The organism is Kitasatospora sp. Xyl93 (assembly GCF_055383135.1).
Window position 1 is genome coordinate 2,138,131 of sequence record NZ_AP029185.1, and the last position, 15,928, is coordinate 2,154,058.

At 73.1% G+C, this 15,928-nt stretch carries 11 protein-coding genes; 2 read left to right on the plus strand and 9 right to left on the minus strand.

Annotated elements, in window-relative coordinates:
• Positions 1–53: 53 nt before the first annotated feature.
• The 4 genes from ACZ5GH_RS09175 to ACZ5GH_RS09190 form a co-directional block, all read right to left on the minus strand.
• Positions 54–1,781 (minus strand): carbamoyltransferase family protein, encoded by a 1,728-nt coding sequence (locus tag ACZ5GH_RS09175; RefSeq protein ID WP_464333897.1) that lies wholly within the window; start codon positions 1,779–1,781, stop codon positions 54–56.
• Positions 1,782–2,169: 388 nt separating this feature from the next.
• The gene (locus ACZ5GH_RS09180; RefSeq protein ID WP_387748983.1) at positions 2,170–2,748 is read right to left on the minus strand and encodes a dienelactone hydrolase family protein; all 579 of its coding nucleotides are present in this window, start codon (positions 2,746–2,748) and stop codon (positions 2,170–2,172) included.
• An 80-nt stretch (positions 2,749–2,828) separates the two neighbouring features.
• Positions 2,829–3,668, minus strand: coding sequence for an ABC transporter permease (locus tag ACZ5GH_RS09185; RefSeq protein WP_387749301.1), 840 nt, complete (start codon positions 3,666–3,668; stop codon positions 2,829–2,831).
• Positions 3,669–3,715: 47 nt separating this feature from the next.
• Positions 3,716–6,493, minus strand: coding sequence for an alpha/beta fold hydrolase (locus tag ACZ5GH_RS09190; protein WP_464333898.1), 2,778 nt, complete (start codon positions 6,491–6,493; stop codon positions 3,716–3,718).
• Between the two features lie 96 nt (positions 6,494–6,589).
• On the opposite strand from ACZ5GH_RS09190, the gene ACZ5GH_RS09195 reads away from it, so the two are divergent.
• Complete coding sequence (locus tag ACZ5GH_RS09195) at positions 6,590–7,609, plus strand: mechanosensitive ion channel family protein (RefSeq protein WP_464333899.1); 1,020 nt, start codon at positions 6,590–6,592, stop codon at positions 7,607–7,609.
• 66 nt (positions 7,610–7,675) lie between these two features.
• On the opposite strand, the gene ACZ5GH_RS09200 is transcribed toward ACZ5GH_RS09195, so the two are convergent.
• The 4 genes from ACZ5GH_RS09200 to ACZ5GH_RS09215 form a co-directional block, all read right to left on the minus strand.
• The gene (locus ACZ5GH_RS09200; RefSeq protein ID WP_387748973.1) at positions 7,676–8,146 is read right to left on the minus strand and encodes a GNAT family N-acetyltransferase; all 471 of its coding nucleotides are present in this window, start codon (positions 8,144–8,146) and stop codon (positions 7,676–7,678) included.
• 1 nt (position 8,147) lies between these two features.
• Complete coding sequence (locus ACZ5GH_RS09205; RefSeq protein ID WP_387748970.1) at positions 8,148–9,086, minus strand: RluA family pseudouridine synthase; 939 nt, start codon at positions 9,084–9,086, stop codon at positions 8,148–8,150.
• A gap of 90 nt (positions 9,087–9,176) precedes the next feature.
• Positions 9,177–9,773, minus strand: a complete 597-nt coding sequence (gene lspA / locus ACZ5GH_RS09210; RefSeq protein ID WP_464333900.1) for a signal peptidase II — start codon at positions 9,771–9,773, stop codon at positions 9,177–9,179.
• Positions 9,774–10,014: 241 nt separating this feature from the next.
• Complete coding sequence (locus ACZ5GH_RS09215; RefSeq protein ID WP_387748967.1) at positions 10,015–10,479, minus strand: TraR/DksA family transcriptional regulator; 465 nt, start codon at positions 10,477–10,479, stop codon at positions 10,015–10,017.
• A gap of 663 nt (positions 10,480–11,142) precedes the next feature.
• On the opposite strand from ACZ5GH_RS09215, the gene ileS reads away from it, so the two are divergent.
• Complete coding sequence (gene ileS, locus ACZ5GH_RS09220; protein WP_464333901.1) at positions 11,143–14,328, plus strand: isoleucine--tRNA ligase; 3,186 nt, start codon at positions 11,143–11,145, stop codon at positions 14,326–14,328.
• 243 nt (positions 14,329–14,571) lie between these two features.
• On the opposite strand, the gene ACZ5GH_RS09225 is transcribed toward ileS, so the two are convergent.
• Positions 14,572–15,921, minus strand: a complete 1,350-nt coding sequence (locus ACZ5GH_RS09225) for a DivIVA domain-containing protein (protein WP_387748962.1) — start codon at positions 15,919–15,921, stop codon at positions 14,572–14,574.
• Positions 15,922–15,928: the final 7 nt, after the last annotated feature.

Consider the following 15,928-nt stretch of genomic DNA (forward strand, 5'->3'; position numbering starts at 1 on the left):
CGTCGGTCCGGCCCCCTCGCCCGCCCGGCCCGAGCCCCCGCCCGAGCCCCCGGTCAGACCGCCTGCCGCGCCATGAAGCCGTCGGCGGAGTCCTTCCAGACCAGGTACACGTCGTCCACCAGCAGCAGGTCGATCACCCCGTCGAGCAGCGGGTCGAGCGCGTCGCGGTGCGACCCGACGATCGGCTCCTCGTGCTTGTTGAACGAGGTGTTCACCAGCGCCGCCTGCCCGCTGCGCTCGTACCAGGCCATCAGCAGGCCGTGCAGGAAGGGGTCGTCCTGGGCCCGGACGATCTGCGGCCGGGCGGTGTTGTCCACGTGCACCACCGCCGGGCAGGCCTTGGCGAAGGTCTCGTGGCAGTCGTAGGTGATCGTCATGAACAGCGCCGAGGGCTGCTCGGGGGCCCAGCCCCGGTAGCAGTCGGCCGCCAGGTCCTCGGCGGTGATCGGCGCGAAGGGCATGAACTCGGTACGGTTCAGGCGCTTGTTGAGCCAGTCGTTCATGGTCACGTCGGCGGTGCCGTAGATGACGCTGCGCCGCCCGAGCGCGCGCGGGCCGAACTCCATCCGGCCGCGGTAGGTGCCGATGACCTGGTCCGCCTCCAGCGCGGCGAGCAGCACCTCGCGCATGGACTCGCCGATCCGCCGGTAGCGCAGCCCGGGGTACTCGTGCAGGATCTCCTCCAGCAGGCCCTCGGAGATCGCCGCGTCCGGCCCGAGCGCCATCGAGGGCACCCGCGGGCGCTCGCCGGTCTCCCGGTGGGCCACCACCACGGCGGCCTGCAGCGGCAGCCCGCCGTCGCCCATCGGCGGCAGCACGTAGATGTTCCGCACGCCCTCGGTCTCGAAGATCCGCTGGTTCAGCTTGACGTTGGCGAAGACCCCGCCGGACAGGCAGACGTTGCCGCCGGGCACCCGGCCGATGTGCCGCGCGACCACGGCGGTCAGCAGGTCCTCCACGTGCCGCTGGGCGGCCGCCGCGACGTCGGCCGGCTCGTGCGTCGCGATCTCGCGCAGCAGCTCCTCGGAGTAGCCCTCGTAGGACGGCTGGTACCAGTCGCCGCAGCGGGCGCGGATCGCGCCGTCCTCCTCGATGTCGATCATCCGCCGCATCAGCGGGAGCAGCTTCTCCGGGTCGCCGTTGGCGGCCAGGCCGGTGATCTTGCCCTCGTGCCGGTTGGGGCGGAAGCCGAGCAGCTTGGTGATCCGGCCGTAGAAGTAGCCGAGGCTGTCGATCGAGGTCTCGCGCTGGAGCACCTCCTCGCCGCCGGGGTGGTAGTGGGTGACGGTCAGGGACTGGAAGTCCCCGCGGCCGTCACAGGTGACCACGAGCGCCTCGTCGAACGGGGAGCACAGGAAGGCGCCCAGGCCGTGCGATTCGTGGTGGTCGACGTGAACCACCTTGGCGCGCAGTCCGTTGTCCTCCACGAAGGCGTCGAACTCGGCGCGCTTCGCACGGTCGTTGCGAATTTCGTCGGATATCCGCTTGCGCAGGTGCGGAAGCGCCTCGGGGCGGCGCAGGGCCTCCTCCGAAATCCGGTCCACATAGAGCAGCAGGTGCTTTTCGGCGTCGAATCCGGCCTGCCAGCCGTAGGCCACCCGGTCGACCTCGGAAAGGGTGACCCCGGCCTCCTTCAGAACGTACTCGATGGACCGTTCCGGCCAGGTCCGATGGTCCTTGACCCGGGTGAACCGCTCCTCGCTGACGGCCGCGAGGACCGTCCCGTCCTGGACCAGGCAGGCTCCGGCCAGGTCGTTGTTGGTGATTCCGAGAACAAGCATGTGCCGCTCCAAGCTGGTGTCGCGGGAAATGGCGTGACGGCATTTCCACGGATTAGGCGAGCAAGTGAGGGTTGGAGTGCACACCGATGCTATGAAGGCAATTCACGGTAGATCAACGAGGCCCTGGGAATTCCGGCCGCCCGGGCGGGCCCGCGTACCGTGAAGCCGAAGGGGCCGTACGGTGAACAGCGGATTCCACATCGGCCATCGGCGCTGGCCCGGCGGCCGCGGGCCGCAAGGAGGTCTGGACCATTCGGGCTGTGATCACGCTCTGTAGCTGTCCGGAAACAGTCCTCCCGCCCGGGCGGGCCGGGCCCGGGAACGCGGAAGGCGCCGGGTGGGGCGGTGTCACCGCCCCACCCGGCGCCTTCGGCGCCGGTCCTTCGGCTCAGCCGTCCAGCTCCGCGAGGAAGTCCAGCGACGCCGCCCAGGCCCGCTCCGCCGCCTCCTCGTCGTAGTCCGGCAGCTCCGGGTCGGTGAACAGGTGCCCGGCGCCCCGGTAGCGGTGCACCTCCACCTCCGCGCCGGCCCGCCGCATCCGCAGGTACCAGGCGTTCAGCCAGTCCTCGGGCTCGAACGGGTCCGGCTCCGCGATGTGCAGCTGCACCGGGATCTCGGTGGCCGCGTCCTCCCGCAGGTCCGAGGTGCCGTGCAGGAGCAGCAGTCCGCGCGCCTTCTCGTCGGCCAGCGCCAGGTTCTGCGCCACCGCGCCGCCGAGCGAGAAGCCGGCGTACACCAGCCCGCCCTCGGAGACCGGCGCGACCGCCGCCACCGCCCGCCGCAGCAGCTCGTCGCGGCCGCCGAGCTCCTCCTGGAACTCCTGCGCCTCCTCGACGGACTCGAAGGTCCGCCCGTCGAACAGGTCCGGCGTGTGCACGGTGTGCCCGGCGGCGCGCAGCCGGTCGGCGGCGGCGCGCACGGCGGGGCGCAGCCCGTAGGCGGAGTGGAAGAGGACGATCTGGGCCACGGTTCGGGTCCTTCACCAGGGGGGTCAGCTACCCGTCCATGATCCCGCATCCCCCACCGGGACCCTCGCTCCGCGTCCGGCTACGACACCACGTCCTTGCGCGCGAAGCCGCGGAACGCCAGCGCCAGCAGCACCACCGCGTACGAGAGCGACAGCGACACCCCCTGCACCATGCCGCCCCACTCCAGCTGCGGTTGCAGGGCGTCCGCCCAGGCGTACTGCCAGTGCGCCGGCAGCCACTCCCGCAGGTCGCCCAGCGCGGTGACGGCGTCCAGCACCCCGGTGATGATCGAGGCGAACACCGCGCCGCCGACCGCGCCCAGCGGCGCGTCGGTGGCCGTGGAGAGCCAGAACGCCAGCGCCGCGATCACGATCTCGCCGAGGAACACGAAGGCCACCGCGATGGCGATCCGGGGCAGCGCCTGCCCGGCCGGCAGGCTGACCCCGGCGGGCAGCTTGAGGTCCCCCCAGCCGTACGCCGCCGTGCCGACGACCAGTCCGATCGCGGGCAGCATCACCACCGCCACGGCCGAGAACAGCAGCCCGACCGCGAACTTGCGGGCCAGCAGCCGGGCCCGGGGCACCGGCGCGGCCAGCAGGTAGCGCAGCGAGGACCAGCTGGCCTCGGAGGCGACGGTGTCCCCGCAGAACAGCGCGACCGGGATGACCAGCATGAAGCCGGTGCCGACGAACAGCATGGTGACCGCGAAGTTGGCCCCCGAGGCGGTGGCCAGCTCGATGAAGCTGGTCCGGTCCGGACGGCCCGGGGTGCCGCCGATCTGGAACGCGGCCAGCAGGACGAACGGCATCGCGGCCAGCACCGCGCCGATCACCAGCGTGCGGCGCCGGCGCAGCTGCCGCATCGCCTCCACCCGCAGCGGCAGTGTCCGGCTCGCCCGGTACCCCTCGGCGTGGTCCATCGACTCCGCCGGGTCCTTCGACCCGGCGCGGTCCGTCGCGACGACGCTCACGCTCCACCTCCGATCAACGACAGGAACGCGTCCTCCAGCCGCCGCTGCGGCCCGGCGCTCTCCACCGGCACCTCCAGCCGCACCAGTTCGGCCAGCAGCTCGCTGGCCGCGAGCCCGTCCAGGCGCACCAGCAGTCCGCCCTCGACGGCCTCCACCGAGCCGACCCCGGCCAGCGCGCCGACCTTCTCGACCACCGGCACCGGGTCGTACGGGCCGGCGACGCCGATCACCAGCAGTTCGCCGGCGCCCACGATGTCCCCGACCGGGCCGGCCGTGACCAGCCGCCCGCGGTCCATCACCACCAGGTCCGTACAGCTCTGCTCGACCTCGGACAGCAGGTGGCTCGACACGATCACGGTCCGCCCGCCGGCCGCGTACCGGATCATCACCTCGCGCATCTCGCGGATCTGCGGCGGGTCCAGCCCGTTGGTCGGCTCGTCCAGGATCAGCAGGTCCGGCATCCCGAGCATCGCCTGCGCGATGGCCAGCCGCTGCCGCATGCCCTGCGAGTACGTGCGCACCGCGCGGTCCAGCGCCTCGCCGAGCCCGGCGATGGCCAGCGCCTCGTCGAAGCGCGCGTCCGCCTCCGGCCGTCCGGTCGCCTGCCAGTACAGCCGCAGGTTGGCCCGCCCGGTGAGGTGCGGCAGGAAGCCCGCGCCCTCCACGAACGCCCCGACCCGCGACAGCACCGGCGCGCCGGGCCGCACCAGGTGCCCGAAGATCCGGATCTCCCCGGCGTCCGGCCGGATCAGGCCCATCAGCATCCGCAGCGTGGTGGTCTTGCCCGCGCCGTTCGGCCCGAGCAGTCCGAGCACCTGCCCCTGCTCCACCCGGAAGCCCAGCTCCCGTACGGCGTAGCGGTCCTGGGCGCCCTTGTAGCGCTTGCTCAGCCCGCTGATCCGCAGCGGCACCGCGGCCAGCTCCGGGTCGAAGCCGGGCCCGTCGGCGGTCCGCCGGCGGCGCAGGCGCGGCGCCAGCACCAGGGCGGCGGCGGCCAGCACGGCGACCACCGGCAGCACCCAGGTGCGCGAGGGCAGCGGCGCCGACTCGGTGACCAGCTCCTCGACGGTCGGCACGGTGACCGCCCCGGCCGGCGCCACCCGGTAGGTGGCCGGCTCGACCGGCGAGGCGTACGCGAGGTCGGTGCTCGCCAGCACCAGCCGCACCCGGTGCCCGGCCGGGAAGGCGTGGTCCACGGTCGGCAGCGCCACCGTGACGGTCCGTCCGGCGTCCGCGCCGGTGACCCGCAGCGGGGCGGCGAGCTGCTGCGGCAGCACCGCCTTGCCGTCCGGGCCGACGTCGTACAGCTTGGCGAAGAGCACCGCGTCCGGCCGGTCCGCCGTCACCCGCACCGGTACGGTCGGCTGCCCGGTCAGGTGCAGCGGCGAGTCCAGCGGCGCCGAGTCGAAGGCGGCGTTCTGCCCGGGGAAGTCCAGCGACAGCCCGGCGCCCAGCGAGGCCGCCTGGCTGAGCGCGCCGACGCCGGGCAGGGTCGAGATCCCGGGCGGGGCGCCGCCGGGCGGGTTGGCGAGGGTCTGCTCGCCGCCCGTCAGCTCGACGGTCCGCGAGCCGGTCCCGCCCAGTCCCGGGTACCGGTCGGCGCTGGCCCCGCGCAGCACGGCCTGGAAGCCGGTCGAGTCCACCCCGCCGGTGCGGGTGACCCGGAACGCCGCTCCGGTGTCGTCGCCGAGCCCCTTCAGATGGTGGTCGAACCAGGCCGTCACCCGGTCGTCGACCCGCGCGGAGGTGTCCGTCCCGCCGTCGTGGCCGCCGGCGAACCAGTCCACCGCCACCGGCGCGCCGTTGGCGGCCACCGCCTGGGCGATCCGGTCCCCCTGGTCCAGCGGGAACAGCGAGTCCTGCTGCCCCTGCACCACCAGCGTGGGCGCCTTGAGCCGCTCCGCCACCGAGGACGGGCTGGAGCGCTCCAGCAGCGCCACGGCCTCCGGGTCGGCGTGCCCGGCGGTGGCGACCCGGTCGTACATCCGGCAGAGCGACTCCAGGAACCGCCCGCAGCCGACCGGCCCGTCCTCCTTCGGCCGCAGTCCGGCGTTCTCCCGCGGCGCGCCGCCGGACGGCCCGAGTTCCCCGGCCGAGCCGGTGGTGAAGAAGATCCCGGCCCACAGCTTCTTGAACACGCCGTCCGCGGCGTCCGAGCCCCGCACGCCCTGCGGGAACAGCGCGTCGGCCAGGTTCCACCAGGTGATCTGGGTGGCCACCGCGTCGATCCGGGCGTCGTAGGCGGAGGCCAGCAGCGAGACCGCCCCGCCGTACGAGGCGCCGGTGATGCCGACCTTCGGGTCGCCGGCCGCGTCCAGCCGCACCTCGGGCCGCTGGGCCAGCCAGTCCACCAGGTGCCTGACGTCCTCGACCTCGCGGTCCGGCGCGTTCAGCCCGATCCGGCCGCCCGAGTGCCCGAAGCCGCGTGCCGACCAGGTCAGCACCGCGTACCCCTGCCGGGCCAGCTGCTCGGCACGCTCGCGCTCGCCCTCCTTGGAGCCGCCGAAGCCGTGCGCCAGCAGCACCGCCGGGCGCGGACCGCCGCCGCCGGTGGTGAAGAAGGAGGTGTCCAGCTGGACCTGCTGGGCGCTGCCGGGCGTCTCCGGCATGCTGAGGAAACGGTCCTCCTGCCGGACCGCCCGCTCACCGCCGGACGCCACCGTCGCGGTGCCGGCCGCGGCCACCGCCACCAGGGCCACCGCCCCGGCCAGCAGCCTGCGTCTCACCGATGTTCCCCGGGCGCGCCAGCGACGCCATGCCCCACCGAACTCCATGGCCGCTGATCGTATCGGCCGTCCGGGTAGGCGTCTGATAAAGCCGCCACACCGTTTGCCCGTTTCACCCCGGTATGCCCGAGTATCGTACGGCGCATGCCCTGGCCGCTGATCTCGCTGCTCGCCACCGTCGCCGCCACCCTGGCGGTCGGCTGGACCGTCGACCAGGCCCTCCAGCGGATCGCCGCCCGTCAGCCCTCGGCCCCGGTCTGGCCGCTGCTCCGCCGCTGCCGGGTCCCACTCCAACTCACCGTCGTGTCAGCCCTGTTGCTCGCCGCCAAGCCGCTCCAGCGGACCTTCCGCCCGAAGCACGACGACGGCGCGCACCACCTGCTCCTGCTGTTCCTGCTCGCCGCCCTGGGCTGGCTCACCGTCCGCGTGGTGGCCGCCGTCCTGGAGGCGCTGCTCGGCCGCTACGAGACCCGGGTCGACGACCCGGCCCGGATCCAGCGGGTGCACACCCAGGTCAGCATGCTGCGCCGGGTGGTCAACGCGCTGATCGTCGTGGTCACCGCGGCCGTGATGCTGCTGACCTTCTCCGCCATGCGCACCATCGGCGCCAGCCTGCTCGCCTCGGCGGGCATCCTCGGCATCGTGGCCGGCATCGCCGCCCAGAGCACCCTGGGCAACTTCTTCGCCGGCCTCCAGATCGCCTTCGGCGACACCGTCCGGATCGGCGACACCGTGGTGGTGGACGGCCAGCAGGGCACCGTCGAGGAGATCACCCTCACCTACCTGGTGGTCCGGCTCTGGGACTACCGCCGGCTGGTCGTCCCGGTCTCGTACTTCGTCAGCAGGCCCTTCGAGAACTGGACCCGCCGCGACCCCGGCCTGCTCGCCGCCGTCCTGCTCCACCTCGACCACACCGCCCCGGTGGACGAGCTGCGCGCCGCCCTGCGCGCCCGGCTCGACCGGCACCCGCTCTGGGACGGCGCCGAGTGGGCCCTGCAGGTCACCGACACCACGCCCAGCACCATCGTCGTCCGCGCCACCATGACCGCCCGCACCCCCGACGACGCCGCCCAGCTCCGCTTCGACATCCGCGAACAGCTCATCGCCCACCTGCGCGACGAGCACCCCCACGCCCTCCCGCGGCTCCGCACCACCGACACCTGACCGGCGCCCCCGGGAAGCAGGAGTTCCCCGCACCCCGACGGGGGCACGGGGAACCGCGGCGAACGCCTACAGCACCCGGGTCATCGTCCGGTGCGGGATCCCGGCGTCGTCGTACACCGGCCCCTGCGCCACGTACCCCAGCCGCTCGTAGAACCCGAGCGCCCCCACCTGCGCGTGCAGCTCGACCTCCACGGCCCCGCGCCCGGCCCCCGCGGCCTCGACCGCCCGGACCAGCTCGGCACCCAGCCCCGTCCCCCGGGCCGCCGCGACGACCGCGAGCCGCCCGAGCAGCACCCGTCCCTCGACGCCCCCGGTGAGCTCGCGCGCCTGCTCCCCGAAGATCAGCCGCGCCGTCCCGACGGCCCTACCGTCGGGACCGATCGCCAGCAGGTGCTCGGAGGTCCCGTCGAGGTCGTCCCACTCCTCGTCCTCGGGGATCCCCTGCTCCACGACGAACACCTCGCGCCGCACGCCGTGCACCAGCGCCAGGTCCGCCTCGCCCTCGGCGACCCGGACCGTCACCCCCGCCGCGGCCACGTCAGCTCTCCGCCGCGATGACGTCCAGCGCCTTGCGCAGGTCGTCCGGGTACTCGCTGGAGAACTCGACCCACTGCCCGTCCGCCGGGTGCTCGAAGCCGAGCGACACCGCGTGCAGCCACTGCCGGGTCAGCCCCAGCCGCTTGGCCAGCGTCGGGTCGGCGCCGTACGTCAGGTCGCCCACGCAGGGGTGGCGCAGCGCGGACATGTGGACGCGGATCTGGTGGGTGCGCCCGGTCTCCAGCTTGATCGCCAGCAGCGACGCGGCCCGGTACGCCTCGATCAGGTCGTAGTGGGTGATCGACGCCTTGCCGTCCTGGGTGACGGCCCACTTCCAGTCCGAGCTGGGGTGCCGGCCGATCGGCGCGTCCACCGTCCCGCTCATCGGGTCCGGGTGGCCCTGCACCAGCGTGTGGTAGCGCTTCTCGGTGATCCGGTCGTGGAACTGCCGCTTGAGGTCGGTGTAGGCGCGCTCGGACTTGGCGACCACCATCAGCCCGGAGGTGCCGACGTCCAGCCGGTGCACGATGCCCTGGCGCTCGGCGGCGCCCGAGGTGGAGATCCGGTACCCGGCCGCGGCCAGTCCGCCGATCACGGTGGGGCCGGTCCAGCCCGGGCTGGGGTGCGCGGCGACACCGACCGGCTTGTCGACCAGCACGATGTCCTCGTCGTCGTGCACGATCCGCATGCCCTCGACCGCCTCGGCGACGATCCGCACGGGGGCCGCCGGGGCGGGGATCTCGACCTCCAGCCAGGAACCGGCGGTGACCCGGTCCGACTTGCCGGCCACGGCGCCGTCGAGCGTCACCTTGCCGTCGGCGGCCAGCTCGGCGGCCTTGGTCCGGGAGAAGCCGAACATCCGGGCCAGGGCGGCGTCGAGGCGCTCGCCCTCCAGGCCGTCGGGTACGGGGAGGCTGCGGATCTGCGCTGCGGTACTCACCCGTACGAGTATGCCGGAAACGCGGCCCTCCCCCGCCCGCCGGTGGCCCGGCCCGCCTCCGGGACCGGTCCCCGGCCTGCTTCCCGGCGGCTACTTCCGGGCCTGCTCCGCCTTGTCGGCCTTCTCGGCCGGCTGGTGGACGGTGCCGTCCGGGTTGCTGCCCCGGAAGGAGAGCAGGACCACCAGGATCCCGCCGCAGACGATCGCCGAGTCCGCGAGGTTGAAGACCGCGAAGTGCTGGACGGAGATGAAGTCCACCACATGCCCGCGGAAGACGCTGGGCGCGCGGAACAGCCGGTCGGTGAGGTTGCCGAGCGCCCCGCCGAGCAGCAGCCCGAGCGCGATCGCCCAGGGCAGGCTGTACAGCCGGCGGGCGATCCGCCAGATCACCACGATGACGGAGGAGGCGATCATCGTGAAGACGATGGTCAGCGCCTGCCCCATCCCGAAGGCCGCACCCGAGTTGCGGATCACCTGGAAGGTGACGACGTCGCCGACCACCTTGATCGCCGCGTGGTTCTCCAGCCGGGCGACCACCAGCACCTTGCTGCCCAGGTCGATCAGGAAGGCGAGCATCGCGACGACCAGCAGCACGCCGACCCGGCGCGGGCCCCTGGGCCGCTCGGCCTTCGCCTCGTCCACGGACGCGGACTCGGACACCCGGGCCGGCTCGGTCGGCTCGGCCACGGGCACCTCCACGGCATCGGCGGGGGACGGGACGGCGTCGTCCCGGGTGTGGGGGGAACCTTGCGTACTGATGATCCGCTCCGCTGCCGATGGAGCTCCCCCGGTCCGCAGGAGGGGGAGGGTGGTGGGCCGGTGACTACCTGCCCGCGTTCGCGAACGCGTCAGGCGACGTTACTCGGGCGACGATACGGGGTCGAGCGTACGGCAAGCCCGACCCCCCGCGTCGCTCCGGTCGCCCGGGTCAGCGGCGTTCCTGCTTGGCCTTGCACTGCACGCAGAGCGTCGCCCGCGGGAAGGCCTGCATCCGGGCCTTGCCGATGGCCTGCCCGCAGGACTCGCAGGTGCCGAACCCGACGCCCTCCAGCCGCTCCAGCGCGCGCTCGGTCTGGGCCAGGCTGTCCCGCGCGTTGTTGGCCAGCGCCAGCTCGCTCTCCCGCGAGATGTTCTTCGTGCCGGCGTCCACCTGGTCGTCGCCGGCTCCGTCGTTGGAGTCGCGCATCAGGCCGGAGATGGCCGCCTCGGCGGCGTCGATCTCGTTGCGGAGCCGCTCCAGGTCGCTGATCAGCTCGTCGTGCAGCTCGTGGACCTCCTCGGTGGTCCACGGCTCCTCGCCGGGCCGGACCGGCAGCGTGGCCGGATCGACGGACTCGGCGCCGCGCGGTGCGGTGACGGTGTCGGTGCTGCTCTTGGATGCGGTAGTGGTCACGGTCCCCTCCCCTGGGTCGACCGCCACGGCCTTGCGTGCCCGCTTGGTGGCGGTGCCCGCGCCGGTTCCCTTCTCAGCCATGGCTTTCGACCCCATCTACGAACGAATCGAGCCGCCGGTTCCCGGCGGCTTCCAGTGCCGGAACGATAGTCCCGATCAAAACCGGTCACAACCTGACATACCGACGCCTCATGACGATCCCACCCAGGCAGCCGCCCCAACCGTCCCGCCCCGTGTGCCCATGGTTTTGTGCCCAGATCGACTCCGGCTAACCTCCGCCGCCGAACGCCCCCGGACCGGCCGCCCGAACACCTGCCCGAGCGGCCGCGGGCCGCCCGCCGGAAACGGTTTGGACAAACCGACTCGCCCGGCCGATACACTGGCCCTGCAAGGCGCAGATGGGACGAGTACCGACGTACGCAGCCACCAGCGACCCGGGGACGGTGCGAGCCCGGGGGTGTGCACGGCGGGAAGATCACCCCGGAGCCGCCGGAAGAACGGCCGCCGCGATGCCGCGGTGGCCCACTAGACCCGGCAGCAAGCCCAAACAAGAGGGCCGCGAACGCAGCACCGCGGCCAAGGAGGGTGGTACCGCGGGACGGCCGGGCCGTCTCGTCCCTCCGGAGGATCCAGTCCCAGCATCCGCCGGAGGTAGACGCCGCGATGGCCAGCTCCCAACCCGCCACCCACCACCACCCTTCCGACGACGCACCGCGTGCGACCCCCCTGTACCACCCCGTCCCCGCGCAGGTGGATCTGCCTACCCTGGAGCACGGGATCCTGTCGTTCTGGCAGGACAACAAGATCTTCCAGCGCAGCCTGGAGCAGTCCGAGGGCCGCCCCGAGTGGGTGTTCTACGAGGGCCCGCCCACCGCCAACGGCATGCCGGGCGCCCACCACATCGAGGCCCGCGTCTTCAAGGACGTCTTCCCGCGCTTCCGGACCATGAAGGGCTACCACGTCGCCCGCAAGGCCGGCTGGGACTGTCACGGCCTGCCGGTCGAGCTCGCCGTCGAGAAGGAGCTGGGCTTCTCCGGCAAGCAGGACATCGAGGCGTACGGCATCGCCGAGTTCAACGCCAAGTGCCGCGACTCGGTGACCCGCCACACCGACGCCTTCGCCGAGCTGACCACCCGGATGGGCTACTGGGTCGACCTCGACGAGGCGTACCGCACGATGGACCCGTCGTACGTCCAGTCCGTCTGGTGGTCGCTCCAGCAGATCTTCGACAAGGGCCTGCTGGTCCAGGACCACCGGGTCGCCCCCTGGTGCCCGCGCTGCGGCACCGGCCTCTCGGACCACGAGCTGGCCCAGGGCTACGAGACCGTGGTCGACCCCTCGGTCTTCGTGCGGTTCCCGCTGACCAGCGGCCCGCTGGCCGGCCGGGCCTCCCTGCTGGTCTGGACCACCACCCCGTGGACCCTGGTCTCCAACACCGCCGCCGCCGTCCACCCCGAGGTCACCTACGTGGTGGCCACCGACGGCGACGAGCAGCTCGTCGTCGCCGAGCCGCTGGTCGCCAAGGCGCTCGGCGAGGGCTGGGAGACCACGGGCGAGTCCTTCACCGGCGCCGAGATGGAGCGCTGGGCCTACCGCCGCCCCTTCGACCTGGTCGAGATCGAGGACGCCCACTACGTCCTCAACGCCGACTACGTCACCACCGAGGACGGCACCGGCATCGTCCACCAGTCCCCCGCCTTCGGCGCGGACGACCTCGCGACCTGCCGCAGGTACGGCCTGCCGGTGGTCAACCCGGTGCTCGCCGACGGCACCTTCGCCCCCGAGGTCCCGCTGGTCGGCGGCCAGTTCTTCAAGAAGGCCGACGAGGCCCTGGTCGCGGACCTCAAGGGGCGCGGCCTGCTCTTCCGCCACCTGCCGTACGAGCACAGCTACCCGCACTGCTGGCGCTGCCACACCGCGCTGCTCTACTACGCGCAGCCGTCCTGGTACATCCGGACCACCGCCGTCAAGGACGCGATGATCCGCGAGAACGAGGCCACCAACTGGTTCCCGGACACGGTCAAGCACGGCCGCTTCGGCGACTGGCTGAACAACAACATCGACTGGGCGCTCAGCCGCAACCGCTACTGGGGCACCCCGCTGCCGATCTGGCGCTGCGAGGAGGGCCACCTCACCTGCGTCGGCTCGCTGGCCGAGCTGTCCGAGCTCACCGGCACCGACCAGAGCGGCCTCGACCCGCACCGCCCGTACATCGACGCGGTGACCTTCGACTGCCGCGACTGCGGCGGCACCGCCACCCGCGTGCCCGAGGTCATCGACGCCTGGTACGACTCGGGCTCGATGCCCTTCGCCCAGTACGGCTACCCGTACCAGAACAAGGAGCTGTTCGAGAAGCGCTACCCGGCGCAGTTCATCTCCGAGGCGATCGACCAGACCCGCGGCTGGTTCTACACGCTGATGGCGGTCGGCACCCTGGTGTTCGACAGGAGCAGCTACCAGAACGTCGTCTGCCTGGGCCACATCCTGGCCGAGGACGGCCGCAAGATGTCCAAGCACCTCGGCAACATCCTCCAGCCGATCCCGCTGATGGACCAGCACGGCGCCGACGCCGTCCGCTGGTTCATGGCGGCCGGCGGCTCGCCCTGGTCGGCCCGCCGGGTCGGCCACGGCACCATCCAGGAGGTGGTCCGCAAGACCCTCCTCACCTACTGGAACACCGTCGCCTTCCAGGCCCTGTACGCCCGCACCTCGAACTGGGCGCCCTCGGCGAGCGACCCGGCCCCGGCCGACCGTCCGCAGCTGGACCGCTGGGTGCTCTCCGAGCTGAACACCCTGGTCCGCGAGGTCGACGCGGCCTACGAGGCGTACGACACCCAGCGCGCCGGCAAGCTGCTGTCCGGCTTCGTCGACGACCTGTCCAACTGGTACGTCCGCCGCGGCCGCCGCCGCTTCTGGCAGGGCGACGCCGCCGCGCTCGCCACCCTGCACGAGGCGCTGGAGACGGTCACCCGCCTGATGGCCCCGCTCACCCCGTTCATCACCGAGCGGGTCTGGCAGGACCTGGTCGTCCCGGTCGCTCCGGAGGCCCCGGCCTCGGTGCACCTGGCCACCTGGCCGGAGGCCGACGAGTCGCTGATCGACACCGAGCTCTCCCGGCACATGGCGCTGGTCCGCCGCCTGGTCGAGCTGGGCCGGGCCACCCGCGCCGAGTCCGGCGTGAAGACCCGTCAGCCGCTGTCGCGCGCGCTGGTCGCCGCCCAGGGCTGGGAGGAGCTGCCCGCCGACCTGCGCGCGCAGATCGCCGAGGAGCTCAACGTCGCCGCCCTGGAGTCGCTGGCCGAGGTCGGCGGCTCGCTGGTCGACACCAGCGCCAAGGCCAACTTCCGCGTGCTGGGCAAGCGTTTCGGCAAGGGCGTGCAGGACGTCGCCAAGGCGGTCGCCGCCACCGACGCCGCCCGCCTGGCCGCCGAACTGCGCGCCACCGGCGAGACCTCGGTCGAGCTGGACGGCGCGACGATCACCCTCTCCCCGGACGAGGTGGTCATCACCGAGACCCCGCGCGAGGGCTGGGCCGTCGCCAACGAGTCCGGCGCCACCGTCGCCCTCGACCTGGCCATCACCCCGGAGCTCAAGCGCCTCGGCATCGCCCGCGACGCCATCCGCCAGATCCAGGAGGCCCGCAAGAACTCCGGCCTGGACGTCGCCGACCGCATCGTCCTGCGCTGGCGCGCCACCTCGGAGGAGACCGCCGAGGCCGTCGCCGAGCACGGCCCGCTCGTCGCCGAGGAGGTCCTCGCGACCGACTTCGCCGCCGGTGCGGCCGACTGGGACTCCGAGACCTTCGCCGACGACTCCCTCGGCCTCGCGTTCCAGCTCCGCAAGGCCTGACGCTCCGCCACGAAGCCGCCGTCCCCCCCCCCCGGGGTGACGGCGGCTTCGTCGTACCCGCCCACGCCCCACGCCCGCCCCGGCTCCCGTACGCCCCCTCCGGTTCCACGCGCCCCGCGCTGCTCAGCCGGGCGCGCCCCTCGCCCTGCCCGCACGCCCCCCTGTCCCCCGGACGCAGAAGGGCGCCCCCTCCCCGACCCGTGGGTCGGAAAGGGGGCGCCCTCGAAAGGCCCTGCTACAACCTCAGTTGTCGCCGTCCTCGTCGATCAGGAAGCCCCGCATCGGCGCCGGAGCCTGCTGCATCGGCTGCGGCGGCTGCGGACGGACCGCCGCCATCGGCTGGGTCATCCCGGCCGGCTGCATCTGCGGAGCACCGCTGTTGCCGCCGTTCGACTGCCCGCCGAAGCTCGGCGCCGAGGAGTTGCCGCCGAAGGAGCTGTTCCCGCCGAAGGACGGCGAGTTGCCCCCGAAGGATGGCTGGTTGCCACCGAAGCTCGGCGCGCCACTGCTCATCGCACCGGCACCGGCCGGAGCCATCGACGAGGCCGCCGGCGGCAGCGACGCGGTGGCGGGGATCCGCGGCGGGGCGAGCGAGTCGTCGGCCTGCGACTCCAGCTGGCGCAGCTGGGTCTCCAGGTACGACTTCAGACGCGTGCGGTACTCACGCTCGAACGCCCGCAGGTCCTCGACCTTGCGCTCCAGCGTGGCCCGCGCCGACTCCAGGGAGCCCATCGCGACCCGGTGCTTCTCCTGCGCGTCCCGCTCCAGCGCGTCGGCCTTCGCACGGGCGTCGCGCTCCAGGCCCTCGGCCCGGCTGCGCGCCTCGCCGACGATCTTGTTGGCCTCGGAGCGGGCCTCGGAGATCGCCTGGTCGGCGGTCTGCTGGGCGAGCGCGAGCACCCGGGCGGCGCTGTCGCCACCGGGGCCCTGCTGCTGCATCGGGGCGCCCATCGGGCCGCCCATCTGCTGCGGGCCGCCCATCGGGCCACCCATCGGCTGCATCTGCTGCTGGCCCATGCCCTGGCCCATCGGGTTGCCCATCTGCTGCGGGCCACCGGGGCCGCCCATGGGCTGCAGCATCTGACCGCCCATCGGCTGGACCAGCTGCTGCTGGCCGCCCATGGTCTGGTTCATCTGCTGCTGCGGGCCGCCGCCGGCCGGAAGCTGCGGCGCGGAGCCGGCGGGCAGGCCGAGGGGCTGGTTGCCCATCTGCTGCTGCGGGCCGCCGGGGCCCATCTGCTGCTGCGGACCACCCGGACCCATCTGCTGCGGACCGCCGGGACCCATCTGCTGCGGGCCGCCCGGACCCTGCTGGCCGGGGACCGGAGGACCGGATATGGCGGCCGGCACGGGGGCGCCGCCCTGGCGGGGGGCGTCCTGCTGCGGCTCCTTGCGCAGGTTGGCCTGGTTCTGCGCGGCGGCACGAGTCGCGGCGGCCAGCTTGGCGCGCAGGTCCTCGTTCTCCCGGAGGAGGCGGGTCAGCTCCGCCTCGACCTCGTCGAGGAAGGCATCGACCTCGTCCTCGTCATAGCCTTCACGCAGGCGGACGGTCGTGAACTGCTTGTTCCGAACGTCCTCGGGGGTCAATGGCATCTCTTCA

Bases quoted from the DNA above. Each gene is read 5' to 3' on its own strand.
- ACZ5GH_RS09175 (WP_464333897.1), bottom strand. From the start codon at position 1,781: ATGCTTGTTCTCGGAATCACCAACAACGACCTGGCCGGAGCCTGCCTG.
- ACZ5GH_RS09185 (WP_387749301.1), bottom strand. From the start codon at position 3,668: ATGGACCACGCCGAGGGGTACCGGGCGAGCCGGACACTGCCGCTGCGG.
- ACZ5GH_RS09190 (WP_464333898.1), bottom strand. From the start codon at position 6,493: ATGGAGTTCGGTGGGGCATGGCGTCGCTGGCGCGCCCGGGGAACATCG.
- ACZ5GH_RS09195 (WP_464333899.1), top strand. From the start codon at position 6,590: ATGCCCTGGCCGCTGATCTCGCTGCTCGCCACCGTCGCCGCCACCCTG.
- ileS (WP_464333901.1), top strand. From the start codon at position 11,143: ATGGCCAGCTCCCAACCCGCCACCCACCACCACCCTTCCGACGACGCA.
- ACZ5GH_RS09225 (WP_387748962.1), bottom strand. From the start codon at position 15,921: ATGCCATTGACCCCCGAGGACGTTCGGAACAAGCAGTTCACGACCGTC.